Genomic DNA, 22,838 nt, shown 5'->3' on the forward strand with positions numbered 1-22,838 from the left:
TGTCCTAGTCGAGTGCGGCGATCACGTCGGCGAAGGCGGTGACGAGCTGGGCCAGTGCGGCCTCGCCCTTGCCTGCCGTGGCCAGTGACGGGCTGCCGATCACTCCGGACGTGGTGTAGGCGCTCAGGCCCAGGGTGAGGAAGCGGTCGCGGTCGTCGGCGCGTTCGTCGTGGTCGGCGTAGTCCGGCGGGACGAGCTCCGGATGTGCGTGCAGCAGCAGGGAGGTCTCGAACTCACCGGCGTGCATGTCGGTGTCCGGGCCGGTCTCGACGCCGCCGGCCGCGCGGGCGGCGAGCCAGTCCAGTTCGGTCGGGAACAGCGCCATGCGCTCCCCGCGGGCGCTGGCCTCCTGGACGACGTTGCCGAGCACGTAGTTGCCGCCGTGGCCGTTCACGAGCGCCAGCCGGTGGATGCCCTGCAGTCTCAGCGACTCCGCCACGTCGCGGACGATCGCGTGCAGGGTGGGCGCGGAGATGCTGACGGTGCCAGGCCAGGCGGCGTGCTCGTGTGAGCAGGAGATGGTGACCGGCGGCAGGAGCAGCACCGGGTATGCCGCGGCGACGGCCTCGCCGATCGTCATCGCGATCACGGAGTCCGTCGCCAGCGGCAGGAACGCGCCGTGCTGTTCGAAGCTGCCGACCGGGAGCACGGCCACCGGCTTGTCCCGCGCGCCGGCGGACGTGCTCATCGGCAGCGTCATGTGCCCTGGTGTCCTTCCGGGGTGTCGAATGCGTTCAGGAACTTGTCGCGGAAGGCGTCCATGCCCCACACCGGCGCGGACGGGCTCGGGTTGAGGCCGTCCTGCCAGCCCCAGCTGTCGACGCTGTCGAGCACCGCGGGGTCGCCGGCCACGATGGAGACCGGCACGTCGTGGTCGCGGGTGTCACCGGAGACCGACGGGCCGGGCTGGTGGTCGCCGAGAAACACCATCACCGTGTCCTTGTCGCCGTAGGTGGTCATGTACGAGATCAGCGTGTCGAGCGAGTACCGGATGGACTCGGCGTACGCGGCGCGGACGTTCGCCGCGTCCGACCAGACCTCGGCCTGGGTCTTGCCCTGTGCCGGCATCGGCCCGTAGACCGAGCCGTCGCCGACGGTGTTCCAGTCGATCATACGGGGCAGGTGCGTCCACGGGATGTGGCTCGACACGAGGTCGATCTCCGCCATGACCGGCTTGCGGTCCTTCGCGGCGAGCTCGTGGTGGTAGAGCGCGGACATCGTGTACTGGTCGGGCATCTTGGCGTAGGCGAAGTGCGGTCCCGCGTAGCCGACGTTGTCGCGGTTGTACGCGTGGTCGTAGCCGAAGAACCGGGCCTCGGGCCAGTCCCGGACGATCGAGGGCGCGACGCCGACGGTGCGCCAGCCGGCCCGCCTGAACGCGCCCGTGAGCGTCAGCCTGTCGGTGTCCACGAGGGAGTCGTAGCGCGGCTGGCTGTCGACCCAGAGTCCGGACTGGACGGACGCGTGCGCGAGCCAGCTGATGCCGCCGAACGTGGACGAGGTCATGAACGCGCTGCGTGCCGCGAACCCCTTGGCCTTCAGCGCGTCGGTGCCCTCGTCGAGGACCTTGTCGACGCTGGGCGCCATGTCGGAGCCCTCGACCGCGACCCGGCCGTAGCTCTCGACGAACACGAGGAGCACGTCCTTGCCGCGCAGCCCGTTCAGCAGGTGGTCGCCGGGCGTGTACTTGAACCTGTCGGTGGCGGCCTCCTGCGCGAACACGTCGGGGTCGACGAGGTCGGCGTGGGCCTGGCGGATGTCGTCGAACACCTCGTTGGCCGCGGAGTTCGCGGCCAGCGGCTGGCCCATCACGGCGAGTGCCACCCACACGACGGAGAGCGCCGCCACGCCACGGGTGGCGAACGTGCGGCGGCCGACCGCGACCTTCGTCAGCCGCAGGACCGCCAGCACCATGGCCACGATCAGCCCGAGCGTGAGCACGGCCGCGCCGACGACGGCGCCGACGGAGGCCAGCGAGCCGGCCGTGTCCTGGAGGTACTCGACGGCGGGGCGCAGCGCGGACCAGTCGTACACCGGGTGGAACGGCCGTCCGGTGTAGAGCTGGAAGCCGATGTCGAACAGCTTTGTGAGCGTTAACAGCGCCAGTCCGACGCCGACGAACGTGGCGGCGACCCGCCGCGTCCGGCCCGGGAGCACGAGGACGAGGCCGACGACCATGAGTCCCTCGATGGGGATGCGCGCGAACGCGGCCGGCGACAGCTCGCTCATGCTCGTGGGCACGAGGAGGGCGAACAGCACCAGGGCGCCGGCGAGCGTGGTGAGCACGATGCGGCGGCGCGGCGAGGTGTCCGGCCTGGTCTCCGCGGCGACCACGGGCGCCGCCGCGCGGTCGCGGTGCAGGTAGCGCACATCCCGCGCGAACGACCAGGTGAGCGCCGACAGCGCGAGGGCCACCAGAATCGTGGCCGGGACCGTGGGGAGCATGATGACGGCCGTGAGCACGATCCCCTGCGCGGCGGCGACGGCCTTGCAGGACAGGCGGTCCGGCAGCGGCGCCCGCAGCCACGGCCAGATCTTCCCCGCCGCGACGAACAGGTAACGCATCGCGCCGATCGCCAGCACCCACCAGCCGAGGTGGGTGGCGACGAAGGCGCTCAGCACCAGGATGAGGAACGCGTCGACCTCCATGTCGAACCGCGCCCCGAACCTGGAGACGGTGCCGGTGCGACGGGCGACCTTGCCGTCGATGGCGTCGGTGGCCAGCGCCAGTCCCGCGACGATGACGAGTGGCCACAACGACGCCCGCGAGTTGCCCGGTTCGGCGACGAGAGCGGTGACCGTGCCCGCGAGCACCGCTCTGGTCAGCGTCACCACGTCGGCCGGCCCGAACCGCGCCGTGCCGTACCGGGGCATGGCCTCCGCGAGCACCGCCCACCCGGCGATCGCGAACGCCGTGCCCGCGAGCCAGCCTGGCGGCCCGAGGCCGGCGCTGCCGGCCAGGGTCAGCAGCGTGAGGAGACCGGCCAACGCCAGTGTGGCGATGGTCAGTGTCCGGGTGATCGGTGCGGTCACGGTCCCTCCAAGATCTGTTCCGCCCTCAACAAGATCTGTTTCGTTTCTCAATACGCATCAAGGGTCGGGATGGTTCTGAACCACGTGACGGCTTGAGGAGTGATAATGGTTGATGAGCGACTTCTCACCCGAGTGGCTGGGCCTACGGGAACCAGCGGACGCGGACGCCCGCGCGGACGAGCTGCTGACGACCCTGCGCAGCTCGCTGACCAGCGAGGATCTCCTGGTCCGTGACCTCGGCAGCGGGACGGGGTCGATGGCCAGATGGCTTTCGCCCCGGCTACCGAACGCACGGAAATGGATACTCACCGATCTCGACCCGGCGTTGCTGGCGGTCGCGACGGCGTCGGTCCCGGGTGCCACGTCGGACTTACGGGACATTACGACGCTGAGTGCCGCCGAACTGTCGGGAACGTCACTCGTCACCGGCTCGGCGCTGCTGGACCTCCTGACGACCGAGGAGGTGTCGAACCTGGCGGCGGCGTGCGTGGGGGCGGACTGCCCGGCACTGTTCGCGCTGTCGGTGGAGGGACGCGTCGAGCTGACCCCGGCCGACCCGCTGGACGAGCCGATGACGGCCGGGTTCAACGCCCACCAGCGCCGAACCGTCGCGGGCCGTGCGTTGCTGGGTCCGTCGGCGGTCCCCGCGATGGCGACGGCGTTCACCCGTCTCGGTGCGACGGTCCACAGAAGACCGAGCCCGTGGCACCTCGGCCCGGACCGGCGGCCGCTACTGGCCGAGTGGCTGCGCGGCTGGGTGTCGGCGGCCTGCGAGCAGGACCCGGACCTCCGTCTCGAAGCGGACGGCTACCTCCGGCGCCGGCTGTCCCAGGAGGACCTGCACGCGACTGTCCACCACGAGGACCTGCTGGCGATCCCGTACTGACTCCACGGCCGTCGTGGTCCGACGGCAGGACGAGCTTCCGGCACGGGATCGAGCGGGGTGACATCGCGTCGCCGACCTCGTTCCGCTCGTCCGTTGGTGGCCTGCCACTCGAACGGGCCACGCCGCCGTGCCCACCCCCGGTGCGAGCACGGCGGCGGGCGTCTCAGTCACCCAGCGGGTTCAACAGATCCGCCTTGCCCTCGAAGGCGAACAGCAGCAGATCCGTCATCCGGAACGTCCTGCGGTCCGGCCCGAGCCGGGGCCGCCAGGACGGGGACCGCACGATCGAGGTCCGGCTGCCCTCCATGGCCCGGTGGAACACCTCGGCGACGATCCGGCCGCCGACCGTGCCCAGTCGGCCGTCGTTGAACTCGGCCTCGCGCAGGACATAGAACCACAACGGGGTGTTAGCGCTCACAGCGGCCCGCTGACCGTCGGTCAGCCCGGTCAGCGCGGCGCCCTGGTTGCCGTCGAGGATCTGCGCCTCGGTCAGCGGTGTGGCGCCGAGCAGTGTGGCCAGCTGCTGCCCGGTGCCGAGCCGGACCATGTTGGCGCGGGTCAGGTTGCGGAACGCGAGGTTGCGCTGGAGCGGCGGGATCTCGCTGCCACGGCCGCCGAAGGTGCCGGCCGGCAGCTGCGCGAGCGGGTCGACCATGAGCGAGTCGATCCGCTTGGCGACGTTCCCACCGTTCGCGGGCGCCGCGAGGTCCGGCCGCCCGGCCTCGGTGAAGTCGTAGAGGCGGCGGAAGTCGACGATCCAGTTGGTGGGCAACGTGTCCACGGTGCCGGAGTCCGGGTCGTCGAGCTCCGACAGGCCGGCGCCGGGCTGGAAGTTGCCGGACACGCCGGTGAACGTGAACAGCTGCAGCAGCGTGGCGAGTCCGGCGGGGCCGGTGGTGTTGAAGACGCGGTTCCACTGGTAGGCGCCACGCACCATGCTGTGCCCCAACCGGTACGCCGCGACGGAGAACTCGATCGGCATCGTCGGCGGCTGCCCGGAGTGCCCGTGCCCACGACCGGTCGCCTCGAAGAACCGGCGGCCGTGCGCGAACACGTCGGTGACGATCGCGGGATCGACGACGCGGGGCAGGAAGTCGGTGCGGAGCATCCACTGGTAGTGGCGGACGACCTCGTCGCGGGTGACGGCGAACAGGCGCTGCCCGGTGAGCCCGGTGAGCGCCAGCTCGGCCGCCAGCCGGTTGTGGAAGCGGATGAACGCGAGGTGTGTCTGGGCGACCGCGAGGTTCTCGTCGTTGCGCGGGTCGGGGATGAGCGGCCTGCGGCGGTCCGCATGCGTGCCGGCGGTGCCGCCGGCACGGGGCAGGTCGAACCCTTCGAGCTCGACGTTCACCCGGTCGTCGGGGAAGGTCGCCGCCGAGGTGCGGCCGACCTTCAGCTGCACACCGTCGCGCTGGTAGAAGATCCGGTCGTGGCGGTCGGTGGGGCCGCGGCCGTAGACGGAGTCCAGGTCGAGCGCCGGCGAGCGCCCCTGGAGCAGCTCGTCCAGGGTGACGTCCTCGCCGAGTTGCGCGTCCGTGCGGTCCATGGTCAGGTCGTGGTCGACGAACTGGCCCAGATAGGTGAACCCCGCCGGTACGGACGCGTCCGCCTGGATGCCGGTCACGGTGATGGCCTCGGCGAGCGCGGTCCGGGTGGCCTCGTCGACGAGCGGCCCCTCGGGTCCCAGCCGCGAGAACCGGAACCGCCGCAGCTCCTCGCCGGCGAGCGGCGCCCGCGTGCTGGGCCGACCGTCGCGGTCGAACTCGAGCACCCCCTCGCCGACGACGAAGAAGCTGTCACGTGCGTGTCTGGTCATGTCTTTCCCCCATACCCGAGCCGGCTCCCCAGCCGGCTTCGGGAGCAAGAGAGTCACGGGAAATGCGTGAGATACACCAAAGGGCTGAAGAACACAGACCGAACGGATGCCTGAACGTGCCCACAGGTACGCCCTTTCGGGCAAACGGCGACCTCACCCCCGCCGCGGTACTGGGCGGAGGCTTCTCGCATGCCTACGGCAAAATCGTCAGCGTGCGGATCGGGATGCTTGGACCTTTCGAGGTCCACACGGACGACGGCGTCGCGGCGGACGTGCCCGGTGCCCGCCTGCGGGCGTTGTTGATCGCCCTCGCACTCGAACCCGGCCGGGTGGTCCAGAAGGCGACGCTGGTCGACTGGATCTGGGGTGAGCACCCGCCGGCCGACGCCGCGAACGCCTTGCAGCGCTTGGCTTCCCGGCTGCGCCGGGCGCTACCGGACGGGGTGGTCGACGGACAGGCGGGCGGCTACCGGCTGACGGCGGACCCCGACTCCGTCGACGCCGTCCGGTTCGAGCGCCTTGTCGGCAGGGCGCGTGAGGGCGACGACCAGCAGCGCGTGCGGCTCCTGCGGGAGGCCCTCGGCCTGTGGCGCGGGGCGGCGATGCAGGACGTCGGTCTGCAGGACAGCGGGGCGTTCGACGCGGCACTCACCCGGTTGGCGGGGCTGCGCCTCGCCGCGCTGGAGGATCGGTTCGAGGCCGAGATCCGGCTCGGTCACGGCGCCGCGCTCGTCGCGGAGCTGACCGACCTGGTCGCCGCGCATCCCGTGCGGGAGCGGCTCGTCGCCGCGCTGATGCGTGCCCTCGGCGCGGCCGGTCAGAGCACCGAGGCGCTGCGTGTGTACGAGCGCACGAGGGAGGCCCTGGCGGACGCGCTGGGCGCCGACCCGTCCCCGGAGCTGGCCGAGCTGCACGTGGCGCTGCTGCGGGGTGAGATGGGCAGGCGCGACGAGCGCCGGACGACCAACCTGCGTGCCGAGCTGACCAGCTACCTCGGCAAGGACGCCGATGTGGCCGCCGTGCGCGGGCTCGTCGCCGACCACCGGCTCACCACCCTGATCGGGCCGGGTGGCTCGGGGAAGACCAGGCTGGCCACGGAGACCGCGCGCACGTTGCTCGGTGACCTGCCGGACGGGGCCTGGCTGGTGGAGCTCGCGGCGATCGGCGCGGACGACGACGTGGCGCAGGCGACGCTCGCCGCGCTCGGCCAGCGGGACGCGCTGCTCGGCGGCGCGTCGGACGCGGAGCCGACCGACCGGCTGATCGCCGCGGTCCGCGAGCGGGAGGCGCTGCTGATCCTGGACAACTGCGAGCACGTGATCGAGTCGGCCGCGGCGTTCGCCCATCGGGTGCTGGGGGAGTGCCGGCGGCTGCGGATCCTCGCGACGAGCAGGGAACCGCTCGGCATCACCGGTGAGACGCTGTGGCAGGTCATGCCGCTGGCCCTGCCGGCGCGGGACGCCGCGCCCGGCGAGGTCGAGTCCTCGCCCGCCGTCCTGCTGCTGCGTGACCGGGCGGGCGCGGTGCGCAAGGACCTCACGACCGACGCCGCCACGCTGTCGACCATGGCGCGTGTCTGCCGGGCGGTGGACGGGATGCCGCTGGCGATCGAGCTCGCCGCGGCCCGGTTGCGCACCATGACCCTCGACCAGCTCGCGAACCGGCTCGACGACCTGTTCCGCCTGCTGACCGGCGGCAGCCGTACCGCGCTGCCGCGGCACCGGACGTTGCGCGCGGTGGTCGACTGGAGCTGGGAGCTGCTCACCGACGCCGAACGGACGGTCCTGCGCAGGCTCTCGGTGTTCTCCGGCGGTGCGAGCCTGGACGCGGCCGAGCGGGTCTGCTCGGGCGACGGGGTCGAGGCGGGGCAGGTGCTCGAGGTGCTGACCGCGCTGACCGAGAAGTCGCTGGTGGTCGCCACGGGCGAGGGGGCGCCGCGCTACCGGATGCTCGGCACCATCAAGGAGTACGCCGCCCAGCGGCTCGCCGAGGCGGGGGAGTCGGAGCTGGCGCGCCACGCGCACCTCGCGTACTTCACCGAGCTCGTCGAGGCCGCGGAGCCGCACATCCGCCGCGCCGAGCAGCTGGAGTGGCTGGCCACGGTTGCGGCCGAGCACGACAACATCAGTGCCGCGATGCGCGGTGCGCTCGCGGCGGCGGAGGCGCAGGGCGCGATGCGGCTCGGCGCGTCCGCGGCGTGGTACTGGTGGCTCGGCGGGCACAAGACCGAGGGCGCCGAGCTGATCATGGCGGCCACGGCCGTGCCCGGCGAGGTGGCCGACGAGCTCCGGGTCCTGGTGTACGTGTTCGTCGTGTCGTTCCTGACCTCCGGACTGGGTGACCAGTACCAGGTGCGGGAGTGGATCAACGAGGCCTACGAGATCAGCCGGCGGGTTCGCAGCGGCCATCCCGTGATGCGGTTCATCGGCGCGCTGGAACGCCTGCTGCACGGGCCGGACGCGATCCTCACCGCGTACGAGCCGCTGCTCACCGACGAGGATCCCTGGGTACGCGCCGTTGCCCGCCTGCAGGTCGGCAAGATGCGGATCGTCCTCGGCGACGGCGGGCGGGACGCGGACGCGTACCTCGAGACGGCGCTCGCCGAGTTTCGCGCGATCGGCGAGCGGTGGGGGATGTCGTTCGCCCTGACCGAGCTGGCCGACCGGATCGCGACGCGCGGCGAGTTCGTCGCCGCGTGCGAGCACTACGAGCGGGCGATCGCGGTCGTCACCGAGATCGGCGTCGTCGAGGACGTCGTGACGATGCGGTCACGGCAGGCCCAGCTGTACTGGCTGGCGGGCGACGAGGCGTCGAGCGCGGCCGCCATGGCGGCCGCGCAGGGAGCCGCGGCGCGGGTCGCCTGGCCGATCGCGCTCGCGCGGCTGGCGATGGCGAAGGCGGAGCTCGCGCACTGGAGGGGCGACGTCCGGGAGGCCTCCCGCCAGCTCGGCGTCGCGACGACCACGCTGGACGGCGACGCCGCCGAGCGGGCGAACTACCTTCCGCTGGTACAGAATCTGCTCGGCTACCTCGCCGAGGATCTCGCCGAGGCCCGCGAACACCGTGTCGCGGCCTACCAGGCGATGCCCCAGGACGGGAACGCCCTCATGACCGCGCACATCCTCGTCGGGATCGCGGACCTCGCGCTGCGTCAGGAACAGTTCGAGCAGGCCGCGCGGCTGCTCGCGGCCAGCACGTCCGTGCTCGGCCTGTCGAACCGTGCGCAGCCGGACGTGGCCCGGATCGAGCTGGCCGCACGGCGCCGCCTCGGTGACCCGAGGTTCACCGAGGCGACGCTGGAGGGGGCGCGGGCGAGCTGGCGCGAGCTGGCCGCGGTCACGCTCGCTTGTTGAACCTCGCCCGTGCCCACACGTAGCCGACGACGGCGATCCCGGCGGACCAGGAGACCGCGGCGATCGTGTGGCCGTTCGACGGTGTGCCGTTAAGGAACCCGCGCACGCTCTCGATGATCGGCGTGAAGGGTTGGTACTCCGCGAACTCCCGGACTCCGGGACCCATCTTGTCCGCCGGCACGATCGCGCTGCTGAAGAACGGCAGCATGATCAGCGGCACGGTGGAGAACCCCGCCGACTCCAACGTCTTCGCGGCCAGGCCCAGGGCGATGGTGAGCCAGCTGACCGCGAAGATCGCCAGCAGGAGGACGCCGATCACGGCGAGCCACTGGCCGAAGGTCGCGTTCGGGCTGAACCCCATCAGGAAGGCCACGCCGAGGACGGCCGCCAGCGCCACCACGGTGCGCAGCATCGTGGAGACGACGTGACCGGTCAGCACGGCGCCGCGGGAGACGTCCATGACCTTGAACCGGTTGATGATCCCCTTCGCCATGTCACTGCTCACGGCCATCGCGGTGGCACTCAACCCGTAGGAGATGGTCATCATGATCATGCCCGGTGTCGCGTAGTCGACGTACGCGTCGCCGACGCTGAAGGCGCCGCCGAGCATGTACACGAACATGAACATCATCAGGACCGGCATCAGGATCGCGTTGAACAGCGCGACCGGGTTGCGGACGGTGTGCTTGAGGTTGCGGCGCAACATGATCGCCGAGTCGGTGTTCATCGTGCGGTGACCTCCGTGCTGGCATGACCGGTGAGGGCAAGGAAAACGTCGTCGAGGTCCGGCATGTGCACGGTGAACTCCTCGACATCGACCGCGTACTCGTCGAGCCGGTCCAGCAGGGTGCGCACCGACCGCGCCCCGCCGTCGCTCGGCACCCGCAGTACCAGGCTCTCCGCGTCCGGGGTGGAGCCGGCCAGGACGCGTGCCCCCGCGTCCAGCTGCTCGGCGTCGGCGAACCGGAACCGGACGTGACCGCCGGGAATCCGCTTCTTGAGCTCGCCGGAGGTGCCCTCGGCGACCAGCCGGCCCCGGTCGAGCACCGCGATCCTGTCGGCGAGCTGGTCGGCCTCGTCGAGATACTGGGTGGTGAGGAAGATCGTCGTCCCGCCGGCGACCAGCTCGCGGATGATGTTCCACATCGTGCGGCGGCTGCGCGGGTCCAGTCCCGCCGTCGGCTCGTCGAGGAAGATGATCTCCGGCGTGCTGACCAACGTCATCGCCAGGTCCAGTTTCCTGCGCATACCACCGGAGTAGGTCGACGCCAGCCTGGCCGCCGACTCCGCCAGGTCGAACCGCTCCAGCAGGTCCTCGACGACCTGCTTGGCCGCCGTGCTTCCCAGGTGGTGCAGGTCCGCCATCAGCCGCAGGTTCTCGCGCCCGGTCAGCAGCTCGTCCACCGCCGCGAACTGACCGGTGACCCCGATCGCCGCACGCACCTTCCTGGTCTCGGTCGCGATGTCGTACCCGGCGACGCGTGCCGCGCCCCCGTCGCTGTCCAGCAACGTGGTCAGCACGTTCACCGTCGTGGTCTTGCCGGCCCCGTTCGGACCGAGCAGGGAGAACACGGTCCCCGCACGGACATCCAGGTCGATGCCGTCGAGCACCACCTTGTCCCGGTAGGCCTTCCGCAGCCCCGAAGCCGTGATCGCTGAGCTCGTCATGTGCCCACTGTGCGTGGCCCGCCTGACACGGACCTGCCTTCGCCCTGACACGACCACTGACACGACGTTCCGCCGGTTCACACGCGGGCGCGTACGGCCGGCCGCGACCCCTACGCGAGCTCGGTCGGGTGTCCTGTCTCGTGTTTCGGTCTCGGCGCCTCGGGGTACGGCATGACGACAGGATGAGATGAGGGGGCCGCGATGCGTACGTTCAACGCACAAGGTCTGGTCGCCGCCTCCCTGGCGGTCGTGACCACCGTGCTGATGACCGTGACCCTGGTCCTGGGCGTGGTCGGCGAGGCCGGCGCGACCAAGTGGACCGGGACGATCGGCGCCGCACTGCTGGCGGTGTGGATGGTGGCCATCAACGTGCGCCGCCGTCCCCGGTCCGGCGCGGTCGCGCCGCGGCACTGACGCCGCGTCACTCCTGGGTGACCGTCGTCCCGTTCGCATGCACCGCACGAGTGATCGCGTAGCTCGTTCGTGTCCGCAACTACCGTGTGTGATGATCGCCCGAAGTGCGGACCAAGATCCATATTAGTGATCTCCTAATATATAGGCGAAATAGCGCGGATCACGCTTCCTTATCAGTCGCGGTGTTCACTGTGTGTGCAGGGGTGGGTGTTTTCCGTACCTGTTCATGGCGGTAGGTTTCGCCGTGTCTCGCGGGTCTCGACGAAGGGGCCCGCCCGCCGAGGGCGGAGTGGGTGAGCGAGGCCCACTTCGCCCAAGCCCTCCTGCCAGCGCGCCCTCCCGGGGTGCGCTGTTTGCCGCGCGGAAAGGAAAGTCTCTTGACCGACACGACCCTGACGCGGGTGATCGAGCGGACCCTGGCACGCGTCCCGGCCGCCGGAACCGTCCTGTTGGTGGTCCGCTGGGAACGCGAGACCGGTTGGGCGCACCTGGCCATCGCCGTGCCGGGCGCGGCACGGGCCCGCTTCGTGGGTTTCCACCGGTTCACCGGCGGCGGCGCCGAGACCGTGCTCGCGGAGCTCGCCGCGGCCGGGTTCGTCACCGCCTCGAAGCCGCGCCGCGCCGACGACCTCATGGAGATCAGCGCCGTGCTCGCCCGCCGGGAGGGAGCCACGGATGCGGTTCGATGACCTGCACGTCAACGGGATCGGCTGCGACCTCGGCGCACTGACCCCGGTCGCCGCGCCACTCGCCGCCGGCGAGTTCACCGCGGAGGACGCGACGCGCACCGGGCAGCTGTCCACGGCCGTGGCCGAGCGGTACGGTCCCGAGCTCGCCGTGCGTGCCGGCCGGGAGGCCCTGCGCCAGTGCCACGCCACGACGGGGGAGCAGGTCCAGCCGTCGCTGTGCCTGCACGCCGGGATCTACCACTCCGGCGTCGACTTCTGGCACGCCGCCTCCTACGTCCGCCACCAGCTGGGCATCGCCGCCGGACCGGGCCTGACCGTCGAGCTCGGCGCGATGAGCAACAGCGCGGTCGCCGGCATGGACGTGGCGGCGAGCATGCTGCTGGGCCGTCCCGACCACCACGCGGCGCTCATCACCGCGGGCGATCGGTTCGGCGGCCCGGGATTTCCGCACTGGACCACGGACATCGGCATCGTCTACGGCGACGCGGGCAGTGCGGTGGTGATGTCCCGCCGCCCCGGCATCGCGTGCGTCAGGGCGATCGCGTCGTACGCCGACCCGGCCCTCGAAGGCCTGCAACGCGGTGACGAGCCGTTCCGCGCGGCGAGCGTCGCGGCCGACCGGGCCGTCGACATCCGCGGCCGCAAGCGTCAGTGGCTGGCCCGCCGCGGTGCGACCGAGGTCGACCTGCGCAACAGCGACGCGGTGTCGGCGGTCGTCAAGGTCGCCCTCACGGACGCGGGCGTCGACCTGCCGGACCTGGCGCGGATCTGCGCGCCGCACTACGGCCGCAGGCTCGTGGAGACGCAGATCCTCCGCCCCCTCGGCATCACCGAGGACCGGACGATGACCGAGCTCGGCCTGCGCGTGGGCCACCTGGGCGCGAGCGACCAGCTCGTGGCACTGGACCACCTGCTGCGTGGCGGCGAGGTGACCGACGGCGATCACGTGTTACTGCTGGGCGTCGGCGTGGGGATGACGTGGACGGCCGTGGTGCTGGAGGTCGGCCCCGGCCGGTGAGCACGGCGTCAGCCGAAGGCGGCCAGCGCCAGCGGCTGCCACTTCCGCCACGTGGCCAGGCGTTGCTCGTACTCGGCGGCGACGGGCTCGTAGGACTTGCCGAAGAAGACGTGTGCCGGCGGGTCGTCGGTGTCGGCCAGCGTCAGGATCGCCGCGCGGGTCGCCTTCGGGTCACCCAGGTCCCAGGTGGGCGACAGCTCGGCCCGGACCCCGGCGTAGTCCGGGTGTTCGGCGCTCGTGCGGATGCTGCCGCCGCCGAAGTCCGTCGAGTACGGGCCCGGCTCCAGGCACACGACGTCGATGCCGAAGCCGGCCACCTCCTGGCGCAGGGACTCGGACAGACCCTCCACGGCCCACTTCGACGCGTGGTAGGCGCCGATGCCGGGGAACGCGCGGACGCCGCCCTCGCTGGTGACCTGGATCAGCCGGCCGTGGCCCTGTGCGCGCAGCACCGGCAGCGCGGCCTGTGTCACCCAGAGGGTGCCGAAGAAGTTGGTCTCCAGCTCGGCGCGTACCTCGGCCTCGGTCAGTTCCTCGACCATGCCGAAGTGGCCGTACCCGGCGTTGTTGACGACCACGTCCAGCCGGCCGAAATGCTCGGCCGCCTGCCGCACCGCCGCGAGGACCGCGGTCCTGTCGGTGACGTCCAGGCACAGGGGGAGCACGGCGTCGCCGTGCCGTGCGACCAGGGGCTGGAGCTGGCCGGTGTCGCGGGCGGTGGCGGCGACACGGTCGCCGCGTTCGAGGGCGGCCTCCGCCCACTCGCGACCGAATCCCTTCGACGTACCGGTGATGAACCACGTCGTGGTCATGCTGCGCACCTTCCTAGTTTGATGCATGTCCTCCTAAAAGTAGCACGGGATGCATTAATGGATTGCGTGATACCGTTCGCGCATGGATGAGGGCAGGCGGGAGCGGAAGAAGCGGCAGACCCGTGAACGCGTCCAGGAGGCGGCGTTGGAGCTGTTCACGAAGCACGGCTACCGCACCACGACGATCGCGGCGATCGCCGAGCACGCGGACGTCGCCACCCGCACGGTGACACTGCACTTCCCGACGAAGGAGGACCTGCTCTTCGCCGACGACCCGTTCACGCCCGCGTCCCTCGCCGAACGTCTCGCCGACCGCGCCGCCCCGGCCCTGGACGTGGTCCGCGACTGGATGCGCGACACCATGCACGTCCTGGACCGGCGTGACACGCTCCGCGACCGCGCACCCGGCGAGGTGTGGGCCCGCCGCACCCGCCGAGCCGCCCTCATCGCCGAGGACGAGGACCTCCGCGGCCGTGCCCGAGCCGCCTACCACGACCTGGAACGCCTCATCGCCACCGCTGTCGGCGAGGACCTCGGTCTGCCCGCTGACGCGCTGGCCCCCCGCCTGGCCGCCTACGCCGTCACCGGCGGTCTCCGCGAGCTGTACACCACCGACGAGGTGCGGCACGGCCCTGCGGATCTCCTCGCTCTCGTCGACGAGGTCCTGGCGTTCGCCCACGCCGGCCTGACCCGGTTGGCGGGGCAGGGGAGCGAGCGCCGGTCCGTCCACTGAGGACGGTCACGTGTGGTGGCTCAGACGCGGGCGGTCGAGGCGCGTACCACCAGCTCGGTGGCGAGCTCGACGTGATGGGACTCGAGCTTCTCGCCGTCCGCCAGGCGCAGCGCGGTGCGCAGTGCGACGCCACCCATCTCCCGCAGTGGTTGCCGGACGGTGGTCAGTGGCGGTGAGGACATCTGGGCGAGGAGCGTGTCGTCGAAGCCGACCACGCTGAGGTCCTCCGGGACGCGCAGCCCCCGCGTGCGCGCGGTCTCGATGACCCCCAGCGCGATCTCGTCGTTGCCCGCGCACACCGCCGTCGGCGGCACCGCCAGGTCCAGCACCGCCGCGGCGCCGAGCACACCGGTCTCGTAGGTGAACTCGCCCGTCCGGACATAGGCGTCGGGCACCGCTGCCTTCTGCGCCTCCATCGCGGCCCGGTAGCCGTGCCCGCGTGCCTGGTTCGCGGCGGCGACGGCCGGTCCGCCGAGATAGGCGATGCGCTGGTGGCCCAGTGACAGCAGATGCTGGGTCGCCGCGAAGCCGCCGGCGAAGTTGGTCGACCCGACGCTGGTGACGTCGCTGTGCGGCAGGTGCAGCGGGTCGAGCACGACCAGCGGGAGCCCTGCCCGGTTCAGTGCGTCCACGTCCGCGGGGCTGTACACGCTGGTGATCGCGATGAGCGCCCGGCGTCCCGCCGAGACCAGCTCCCGGGCCCAGCGCGGGCCGCGGTCCGGCTGGCTGACCGCCACGGCGACGCCGAGCTGTCCGGCGGCGTCGACGATCCCGCCCAGCGCCGCCGCCACGTACGGCCTGAGGTCGCCCGCGAACTGCACCTCGATGGTCGAGGGCCCGGCGGTCTCGGCGCGGCGGACGACGGGTGCGATGTACTCGTGCTCCGCCAGCAGGGCCTCCACCCGGGAACGGGTCTCCGGCGCCACGTCACTGCGCCCGTTGACGACCTTCGACACGGTCGCGACGGACACCCCCGCCAGACGCGCGACTGCCGCCAACGTCGTACGTCCGGCGGTGGCCGGGATCGGCTCCCTCGGCTGGCCGGCCGTCATCGACACCTCTTCTCTCGCTCTCGATCCGAAAGTTTCGAAAACTTCCGGATGCGCATTGAGCACGTCTTATCTGCATTGTAGTCAGCTCAATCTTGACACGAATCCGGTAATCTCCCTACGCTGACGCGACACGGTTTTCGAAAGTTTTCGAAACTGCGCCAACGAAGTCTGCGGCTCGAGAACGGAGCATCTGCGTGGCTACACCAATCTCCCGGCGTGCGGTCCTTGGCCTCGCCGCCAGCGTGCCGGTGTCCATGGCACTCTCGGCGTGCGGCACGTCCGGTCCCGGCGGCGGTGGCGGCGCCACGTACTGGTTCCTGTCCGGGCAGCCCCAGCAGGGCATCCGGCAGGGCGCGGTGGACAGGTTCAACAAGGCGAACCCGGACACGCAGATCAAGACGACCACGTTCCAGAACGACCCGTACAAGACGAAGATCAAGACCGCCATCGGCGCCGGCCAGGCCCCCACGATCATCTGGGGCTGGGGTGGCGGCGGGCTGCGCACCTGGGTCGAGGCCGGCCAGGTCGAGGACCTGACCTCGTGGTTCGACCAGAACTCCGCGGTCAAGGACAAGCTGATCCCGTCCTCGTTCGGCCCGGCGACCATCGACGGCAAGATCTACGCGATGCCGTGCGAGACGGTGGAGCCGATCCTCCTGTACTACAACAAGAAGATCTTCGACGACGTGAACGTCGACCCGCCGAAGTCGTGGGACGACATCATGGCGCTGGTGCCCAAGTTCAAGGCGAAGAACATCGCGCCGTTCGCCCTGGCCGGCCAGTCCCGGTGGACGAACATGATGTGGCTGGAGTTCCTGTTCGACCGCATCGGCGGTTCCGAGGTGTTCCAGGCCGCCTTCGAGGGTGAGAAGAACGCCTGGTCCAACCCGGCGGCCATCACCGCGCTGACCAAGCTGCAGGACCTGGTCAGGGCAGGCGGGTTCATCGACGGGTTCTCGTCGATCACCGCGGACTCCAACGCCGACCAGGCGCTGCTCTACACCGGCAAGGCCGCGATGATGGTGCACGGCTCGTGGTCCTACGGCATCCAGCAGGCCGACGGCGGTGACTTCGTCTCCAGCGATGGGCTCGGCTACATGAACTTCCCGCCGGTCGAGGGCGGCGTGGGCGACCCGAGCGACGCCGTCGGCAACCCCGGCCAGTACCTGGCCATCTCCGCGAAGGCCAGCGCCGAGGAGAAGAAGCTCGCCAAGAAGTTCTTCACCGAAGGCGTTCTGGACGACCAGGAGGTGAAGGACTGGATCGGCTCCGGCGCGGTCCCGATCCTGAAGGGCACGCAGAGCCAGCTGGCGAAGGACAAGAACGCCGACTTCGTCACGTTCATCTACGACACCGCCAACAAGGCCAAGGTGTTCGCGCAGTCGTGGGACCAGGCGCTCAGCCCGACGGCCGCGGAGACGTTGCTGGACAACATCGTCAAGCTGTTCCAGCTGTCCATCAACCCGCAGCAGTTCGCCGACAGCCTCAACGCGACCATCGGCAAGTAAGCGGTTCGTTCAAGACGGGGGGCGCGGGGCGGACTTGACTGCCGGGCATGACCGAGTTCACGCCCGCGCTGGGCAGGTTCGCCCCGACCCGTTTCTACGACCGCGTCGTCACCCTGACCCGTGAGCGGCTGTGGCGGGCGCTCGTCGCCGGCCACGTGGCGCCGCGGCCCGACGAGGTGATCCTCGACGTCGGATGCGGCACCGGCTCGCTGACCGTGGTGCTGGGGCGGATGCAGCCGACGGCACAGGTCGTCGGCGTGGACCCCGACCCCGAGATGCTGGCGGTGGCACGGCGCAAGGCCGAGGCCGCCGGCGTGGCGGTGCGGTGGCGGGTCGGCCTGGGTGACGCGTTGACGGAGCCGCCGGGTTCGATGCACACGGTCGTGTCGAGCCTCGTGCTCCACCAGTGCCCGGTCGCGGTGAAGCAGGCGGTGCTCGCGTCGATGTTCGCGGTGCTGCGGCCCGGCGGGCGGCTCGTCATCGCCGACTACGGCTGGCAGCGGACGAGGCTGATGCGCCTGGCCTTCCGGACCGTGCAGCTCGCGGACGGCAGGGCGGACACCCAGCCGAACGCGGACGGGGTGCTGCCCGAGCTGATCTCCGGCGCCGGGTTCCGCGACGTGCGGGAGGTCGAGGTCGTGCCCACGGTCACCGGCTCGATCTCGGTCTACGTCGCGCGGCGGGAGTGACCGCGCAGCACCGGCAACACGGCGGAGGGCGTCAGGCCCATCATGTCCCGCATGCCGCGGGTCAGGTGGGCCTGGTCGGCGAAGCCCGCCGTGACCGCCGCCTCGGCCACCGACGCACCGGCCCGCAGTGCCTCGGCCGCCCGGCGCAGCCGCACCCACATCCGCCAGCGTGCCAGCGGCATGCCGACCTGCTGGCGGGCCAGGGCCCGCAGGCGCTGTGGGGAGAGCCCGACCATCGCGGCCAGGCCCGGCATCGGGACGGCACGGCCGGCCAGCGTGTCCAGTGCCGTGACCAGCCGGGGATCGAGCGTGCCGGACGGGTGCGCGCCGATGTCCTCCGCGCGCAGGCCGCGTAGGTCCGGGGCGGCGCTGATGCCCGTGCCGCACCGCTCGCGCAGCCGGTCGGCGAACACACAGTGCGGCTCGACGAAGTAGGTGAGGACGTCGGCGTTGGCGAGCATCCGGTGCCGCACCATCGGCGCCACCACGAGCGCCGCACCCTCGTGCCGGTTCGCGGCGCCGTCCACCATGGCGACCTCGTCGCCGATCGCGACCTGGTAGGCGGCGTGGCGGTGGAAGGAGCTGTCCGTCACCGGCCCCCGGTACACGGCGTAGCCGTCGCCGACGGCGAAGTGCGGCACCGTCACGGCGTGACGACGATCTTGCCGCGGGCGTGGCCGTCGCGCAGGTACGTGATCGCCGCCGGCACGTCGCCCAGGGGGAAGGTCCGGTCCAGCGCCGGGGTGATCGTGCCTGCGGCGAGCAGCTCGCTCAACCGGTTCAGCGCCGTCGGCCGCGCGATCGAGATCGGGGCCCGCAGGCGTTTCCTCGTGAACGGCCTGCGCACCAGGGCGCCGAACGCGCGGCCCATGCCGAACCAGCGCCCGCCTTCCTCCGAGCCGACGAGCGTCAGCGTCCCGCCCGGCCGGACCAGTCGCAGCAGCTGCGCGAACGGTCGCCCGCCCGCGATGTCCACGACCAGGTCGTACTCGCCGGTCAGCTCCTCCTGCCGGTAGTTGACCACCTCGGTCGCGCCCAGCCCGCGCACCAGCTCCAGCTTCGCCGGGCCGCACACCGCCGTCACCGACGCGCCGAACGCCGCCGCCAGCTGCACCGTGTAGGAGCCCACGCCGCCGCCCGCGCCGATCACCATGACCCGCTGGCCCGCCTCGACACCCTCCAGCGCCTTGAGGGCCGTGCACGCGGACACCGCGACCGTCGCCGCCTGCTCGTGTGTCAGGTTGGCGGGCTTGCGCACCACCGTCCTGGCCGTCGCGTACTCGGCGAACGTCCCCTTGCCGACGCCGAAGACCTCGTCGCCCGGCCGGAGCCCGGTCACCCGCGCGCCCACCGCCTCGACCACCCCGGAGACGTCCATGCCCGGCACCGGAACCCGGGGACGCCGCGGCCCGAACACCAGCCGCCCCAGGTAGGGCAGGCCGGTCACCTGGTGCCACGTGCCCTGGTCGACGCCGGCCGCGTGCACACGCAGCAGCACCTCGTCCGCACCGGGTCGCGGTCTGTCGATGTCCCGCAGCTCGAGTACCTCCGGCGGGCCGTAGCGGTCCTGCACCATCGCCTTCATCGTTCACTCCACCGTTCTGAGGATCTGCTCGACCGCCGCGACGCGGGTGCGTAGCTCGGCCAGGTCCGCGGAGATCCGCTGCTGTGTGTCGAGGGTGTTCTCGGCGAGCTGCTCGTATCGGCTGACGAGCTGCCGCAGGCCGTCCTCCTGCCCGGACACGAGCCTCGCCTTGCGCAGGTCGAGAAAAGTCGAGAGCGCGCCACCGATGAGGATGATCACGATGACCATCACACCGAGGATGATGACTGCGTTCGGCCAGGTCACTTCTGCTCCTTGGGTGCCGATGGGGTGAGGGACTCCGCGGCGTCGGCCAGCGCCGCCGCGGTGAGCCGCACGTCGAAGTCGGTGACCTCGAAGTACTTCATGGCCTTGCCGTCCGCCGACAGCTCGAGGCTGCCCGCCACGAGACCGGCGGCCTCGAGCTTCTGCAGATGCATGTGGAGCAGCGGCCGGCTCACCCCGATCTCGCGAGCCAGCCGGCTCACGTACTGCCGCCCACCGGCCAGCCGGGCGATGATCCGCAGCCGAATCGGGTTGGCCAGAGCGGCCAGCACCTCGACCAGATCGTCGCCAGTCATCTCACACCTACATCTGTCAATTTTTTCTGACAGGTGAAACCATAGTCCGACATCAGACGCCGACGCAAGCCGATGCAAGATGCAACCGTCATTCGGTAACAGGCACGGTCGTCCGCCGATGCAAGGACCATGTTCGAGAACTCCGCTGCGGGCTTGGCGATGGTGACGGGCGAGTCCACGGTCACGGTCACCCGCGAGGAACAGCACCAGGACGTGCTCGCCCGCTACACACCGGCCCCGGGAGGGGAGCGCACCGTCGCCGTCGAGCTCGCGTGGTGCGTGATCGCGAGCGGGAAGTACAAGGGGGAGCGTGCGATCGAGGTCCGCCTCGACGGGCGCCGGGTGGGGGAGCTGACCTACCTGATGTCGCAGCGGTACGCGACGCTGGTCGGGGACGTGCAGGCGCACGGCGGCCGCGCCGGCTGCGCGGCGGCCATCACACGGGACGCCAGGGGACTGCAGCTGACGCTGCTCCTGCCTCGCGACCCCGAGCTGGTGTCGCCGTCGCCCGTGGTCGATCCGCCCACCGTGGCCTTCCCCGTTCCCGCCCCCGCGCGAGCCGCGGTCCCCGTCGCCGCCAAGGCGTCCGGGAGCACGTTCACGAAGCACCGGGCCGCGTGGATCACCGCCGCCGCGGTGTTGGTCGTGCTCGTGTTCGTGTCGGTCATCAACAGCAACAACGACGACACCCCGACCCGGAACATCGCGGCGGACGAGACCACCACGACCACCACCGTCGAACTCCCGACCACCACCCCCACGACTCCCCCTCCTACGACCACCCCCACGACGACGCCACCTCCGCCGCCGCCGACCACCACGGCGGTCGTGCAACCACCGCCGCTGCAGCCGACGATCGAGCAGCCCGCCCCGCCGCCGCCGGTGGAGCCCGCACCGCAGCCGCAGTGCGACCCGAACTACACCGGCTGCGTGCCGATCGCGTCCGACGTCGACTGTGCCGGCGGCTCCGGCAACGGCCCGGCGTACGTGAAGGGTCCTGTCCAGGTGATCGGGAACGACATCTACGAGTTGGACAAGGATCACGACGGAACTGCCTGCGAATGATGGGGATCATTGACGCCCCACGAGCGGTGTCATAACGTCGGTGGTGCGTGAGAGCGCTCTCACCCCTGCTGGCGACCGTAACCCTGCGCGGCCGCCGGAGCGCTCCCTCGGGAGGTCTCGATGCCGAGATCCGTGCTGTCCGCTGCCCTCGTACCGGCTCTCGTCGTCGTGGTGGCCACCAGCCTCGTCGCACCGGCATCGGCCGAACCGCCGCCGTCACCCGAGACGGGTGTCTCGGCGGCCCAACCGCAACCGCCTGCCAAGCCGGACACGACCCCGGCCATCAGAACGGCGGCCGGCCCGAACCCGCTCGCCACCATCTGCAACCGCTACTGCGACGGCCGCGACCCCGCGCTCGCGCCGGGCGACCGCGAACCCGTGGCCGCCAGCCTCTTCGGCCGCCGGTTCTCCCTGCACGTCAACGACACCGACGCGATGGGCTGGGCCGTGGTGACGACCGGCGCCGCCGGCGACCAGGTCTGGCTCGACCGGTCCTTCGACGGCGGCCGCACCTGGGGATCGGGCAGCCGCCTCGGGCTCACCACCACCCCGGCCGGCTCGACCGGCTGGCGCACCCTGATGTTCAACGTGGACGACTGGGCCAACCACGGCGTCGGCGCGTTGCGTGCGTGCGGCAAGGCCGGCGACCGCCCCGACATCGTCTGCACCGCGTGGGCACGCTCGACCTGGAACGCCTGGGACCGGCGCACCGCCGCCGCGACCGGGCTGATGATGTTCTACCGCAACGACACCGGACTGTTCGACACCACCGGCTGGTGGAACTCGGCCAACGCGCTCACCGCGGTCGTCGACGGGATCCGCGTGTCCGGCATGACCAGCTACCAGTACGTGATCGCGAACACCTACGACCGCAACGTGAACGCCGGCATCGGCCAGTTCCGCAACGACTACATCGACGACACCGGTTGGTGGGCGCTGGCGTGGATCGCGGCCTACGACCTCACCGGCGACGGCCGCTACCTCGCGACCGCCCGTGCCGGCGCCGACTACATGCGCTCCTACTGGGACGGCGTGTGCGGCGGCGGCGTGTGGTGGTCGACCGCCAGGGGCTACAAGAACGCGATCACCAACGAGCTGTACATCAAGGTCAACGCCGCGCTGCACAACAGGATCGCGGGCGACACCAGCTACCTCCAGCGAGCGCGCGACGGCTGGTCCTGGTTCGCCGCCTCCGGCATGATCAACGGCTCGAACCTGGTCAACGACGGCCTCACCAGCGGGTGCGCCAACAACGGCCAGGTGGCGTGGAGCTACAACCAGGGCGTGATCCTGAACGCGCTCACCGAGCTCAACCGCGCCACCGGTGACGCCGCGCTGCTGACCCGCGCCCGCCAGTTCGCGAACGCCTCCACCGCCAACGCCGGGCTCAACCCGGGCGGCATCCTGCGTGAGCCGTGCGAACCGAACTGCGGCGCGGACGGCCCGTCGTTCAAGGGCGCGTACGTACGCGGCCTCGGCGTGTTGAACGCGGCGCTGAGCGACCACCCCTACACGACCTATCTTCGCCGCCAGGCCGATTCCGCCTACGCGACGGATCGCACCACGCTCGACCAGTACGGCCTGCGGTGGGCGGGACCGTTCGACCAGGCCGACGCGGCTCGGCAGCAGAGCACGTTGGACCTCCTCAACGCGGCGTGACGTAAATGACCATGGAATAAGACGAGCGTTTTCGTGCGTTGGGACGTACGCTGTTCCAGGGACGGTGTGACAAACCACGCCGGCAGGGGGATTACCTCCGTGCCTGAACGGGCACACCACCATGACAGAGCTTGATACCTGCACCCGCGCCTGCGCGCGGGTGCGCTCATGCGAGTGAGGGCTACAGCATCGGGCGCCGTTCCCGGGCTCGGTCACGCGCGAAACCGCGCTTGACCTGCGAAAACGGCATGCGAATACGAGCGGAACGACCAAAACAAAT

General features: G+C 71.0%; 21 protein-coding genes. 10 read left to right on the forward strand and 11 right to left on the reverse strand.

The window, feature by feature from the left end:
- Positions 1-4: 4 nt before the first annotated feature.
- Both VET29_RS18030 and VET29_RS18035 read right to left on the reverse strand, forming a co-directional pair.
- The gene (locus tag VET29_RS18030; protein WP_324921687.1) at positions 5-700 is read right to left on the reverse strand and encodes a creatininase family protein; all 696 of its coding nucleotides are present in this window, start codon (positions 698-700) and stop codon (positions 5-7) included.
- Positions 697-3,033 (reverse strand): CDP-alcohol phosphatidyltransferase family protein, encoded by a 2,337-nt coding sequence (locus tag VET29_RS18035; RefSeq protein ID WP_324921689.1) that lies wholly within the window; start codon positions 3,031-3,033, stop codon positions 697-699. Before VET29_RS18035 ends, VET29_RS18030 begins: the two co-directional genes overlap by 4 nt.
- Before the next feature lie 112 nt (positions 3,034-3,145).
- On the opposite strand from VET29_RS18035, the gene VET29_RS18040 reads away from it, so the two are divergent.
- Complete coding sequence (locus VET29_RS18040) at positions 3,146-3,919, forward strand: class I SAM-dependent methyltransferase (RefSeq protein WP_324921691.1); 774 nt, start codon at positions 3,146-3,148, stop codon at positions 3,917-3,919.
- A 163-nt stretch (positions 3,920-4,082) separates the two neighbouring features.
- Here the strand turns inward: VET29_RS18040 and VET29_RS18045 are convergent, their stop codons facing one another.
- On the reverse strand, positions 4,083-5,735 hold the full coding sequence (locus tag VET29_RS18045; protein ID WP_324921693.1) for a heme peroxidase family protein: 1,653 nt from the start codon (positions 5,733-5,735) through the stop codon (positions 4,083-4,085).
- A 212-nt stretch (positions 5,736-5,947) separates the two neighbouring features.
- Here VET29_RS18045 and VET29_RS18050 point away from each other — a divergent pair, with 212 nt between their 5' ends.
- Positions 5,948-9,088, forward strand: a complete 3,141-nt coding sequence (locus VET29_RS18050; RefSeq protein WP_324921695.1) for a BTAD domain-containing putative transcriptional regulator — start codon at positions 5,948-5,950, stop codon at positions 9,086-9,088.
- Here the strand turns inward: VET29_RS18050 and VET29_RS18055 are convergent.
- Entirely contained in the window at positions 9,072-9,815 is a 744-nt protein-coding gene (locus VET29_RS18055; protein ID WP_324921697.1) for an ABC transporter permease, read from the reverse strand. The two genes, VET29_RS18050 and VET29_RS18055, sit on opposite strands and share 17 nt — an antisense overlap.
- Positions 9,812-10,756, reverse strand: a complete 945-nt coding sequence (locus VET29_RS18060) for an ATP-binding cassette domain-containing protein (RefSeq protein WP_324921699.1) — start codon at positions 10,754-10,756, stop codon at positions 9,812-9,814. Before VET29_RS18060 ends, VET29_RS18055 begins: the two co-directional genes overlap by 4 nt.
- A 201-nt stretch (positions 10,757-10,957) precedes the next feature.
- Here VET29_RS18060 and VET29_RS18065 point away from each other — a divergent pair, with 201 nt between their 5' ends.
- The 3 genes from VET29_RS18065 (at position 10,958) to VET29_RS18075 (ending at position 12,877) form a co-directional block, all read left to right on the forward strand.
- Entirely contained in the window at positions 10,958-11,170 is a 213-nt protein-coding gene (locus VET29_RS18065; protein WP_324921701.1) for a hypothetical protein, read from the forward strand.
- A 377-nt stretch (positions 11,171-11,547) separates the two neighbouring features.
- Positions 11,548-11,859, forward strand: a complete 312-nt coding sequence (locus VET29_RS18070) for a hypothetical protein (protein ID WP_324921703.1) — start codon at positions 11,548-11,550, stop codon at positions 11,857-11,859.
- Complete coding sequence (locus VET29_RS18075; protein ID WP_324921705.1) at positions 11,846-12,877, forward strand: 3-oxoacyl-[acyl-carrier-protein] synthase III C-terminal domain-containing protein; 1,032 nt, start codon at positions 11,846-11,848, stop codon at positions 12,875-12,877. The genes VET29_RS18070 and VET29_RS18075 overlap by 14 nt, the downstream gene beginning before the upstream one ends.
- 8 nt (positions 12,878-12,885) lie before the next feature.
- Here VET29_RS18075 and VET29_RS18080 read toward each other — a convergent pair whose 3' ends face one another.
- On the reverse strand, positions 12,886-13,689 hold the full coding sequence (locus VET29_RS18080) for an SDR family NAD(P)-dependent oxidoreductase (protein ID WP_324921707.1): 804 nt from the start codon (positions 13,687-13,689) through the stop codon (positions 12,886-12,888).
- 82 nt (positions 13,690-13,771) lie between these two features.
- On the opposite strand from VET29_RS18080, the gene VET29_RS18085 reads away from it, so the two are divergent.
- On the forward strand, positions 13,772-14,422 hold the full coding sequence (locus VET29_RS18085) for a TetR/AcrR family transcriptional regulator (RefSeq protein ID WP_324921709.1): 651 nt from the start codon (positions 13,772-13,774) through the stop codon (positions 14,420-14,422).
- 20 nt (positions 14,423-14,442) lie between these two features.
- Here VET29_RS18085 and VET29_RS18090 read toward each other — a convergent pair whose 3' ends face one another.
- Positions 14,443-15,474 (reverse strand): LacI family DNA-binding transcriptional regulator, encoded by a 1,032-nt coding sequence (locus VET29_RS18090; RefSeq protein ID WP_324921711.1) that lies wholly within the window; start codon positions 15,472-15,474, stop codon positions 14,443-14,445.
- 194 nt (positions 15,475-15,668) lie between these two features.
- Between VET29_RS18090 and VET29_RS18095 the strand changes: the two genes are divergently transcribed.
- On the forward strand, positions 15,669-16,982 hold the full coding sequence (locus VET29_RS18095) for an extracellular solute-binding protein (RefSeq protein ID WP_324921713.1): 1,314 nt from the start codon (positions 15,669-15,671) through the stop codon (positions 16,980-16,982).
- 47 nt (positions 16,983-17,029) lie between these two features.
- A complete protein-coding gene (locus VET29_RS18100; RefSeq protein WP_324921716.1) occupies positions 17,030-17,671 on the forward strand; it encodes a class I SAM-dependent methyltransferase in 642 nt (213 codons plus the stop codon).
- On the opposite strand, the gene VET29_RS18105 is transcribed toward VET29_RS18100, so the two are convergent.
- From VET29_RS18105 to VET29_RS18120, 4 genes are read right to left on the reverse strand one after another with little or no spacing between them, the layout of a single operon-like run.
- Positions 17,650-18,318, reverse strand: coding sequence for a helix-turn-helix domain-containing protein (locus tag VET29_RS18105; protein ID WP_324921718.1), 669 nt, complete (start codon positions 18,316-18,318; stop codon positions 17,650-17,652). The genes VET29_RS18100 and VET29_RS18105 overlap by 22 nt on opposite strands.
- The gene (locus VET29_RS18110; RefSeq protein WP_324921720.1) at positions 18,315-19,256 is read right to left on the reverse strand and encodes an NAD(P)-dependent alcohol dehydrogenase; all 942 of its coding nucleotides are present in this window, start codon (positions 19,254-19,256) and stop codon (positions 18,315-18,317) included. The genes VET29_RS18105 and VET29_RS18110 overlap by 4 nt, the downstream gene beginning before the upstream one ends.
- 3 nt (positions 19,257-19,259) lie before the next feature.
- A complete protein-coding gene (locus VET29_RS18115; RefSeq protein ID WP_324921722.1) occupies positions 19,260-19,520 on the reverse strand; it encodes a hypothetical protein in 261 nt (86 codons plus the stop codon).
- Positions 19,517-19,834 carry a winged helix-turn-helix domain-containing protein gene (locus VET29_RS18120; RefSeq protein ID WP_324921724.1) on the reverse strand — a complete coding sequence of 106 codons (318 nt, stop codon included), beginning with the start codon at positions 19,832-19,834 and terminating at the stop codon, positions 19,517-19,519. The genes VET29_RS18115 and VET29_RS18120 overlap by 4 nt, the downstream gene beginning before the upstream one ends.
- Before the next feature lie 153 nt (positions 19,835-19,987).
- Here VET29_RS18120 and VET29_RS18125 point away from each other — a divergent pair, with 153 nt between their 5' ends.
- Both VET29_RS18125 and VET29_RS18130 read left to right on the forward strand, forming a co-directional pair.
- Positions 19,988-20,899, forward strand: a complete 912-nt coding sequence (locus tag VET29_RS18125; RefSeq protein ID WP_324921726.1) for a hypothetical protein — start codon at positions 19,988-19,990, stop codon at positions 20,897-20,899.
- A gap of 120 nt (positions 20,900-21,019) precedes the next feature.
- Entirely contained in the window at positions 21,020-22,558 is a 1,539-nt protein-coding gene (locus VET29_RS18130) for a glycoside hydrolase family 76 protein (protein ID WP_324921728.1), read from the forward strand.
- The last annotated feature ends 280 nt before the right edge of the window (positions 22,559-22,838 follow it).

It is taken from the genome of Actinophytocola sp. (genome assembly GCF_035634895.1).
Taxonomy (GTDB): domain Bacteria; phylum Actinomycetota; class Actinomycetes; order Mycobacteriales; family Pseudonocardiaceae; genus Actinophytocola.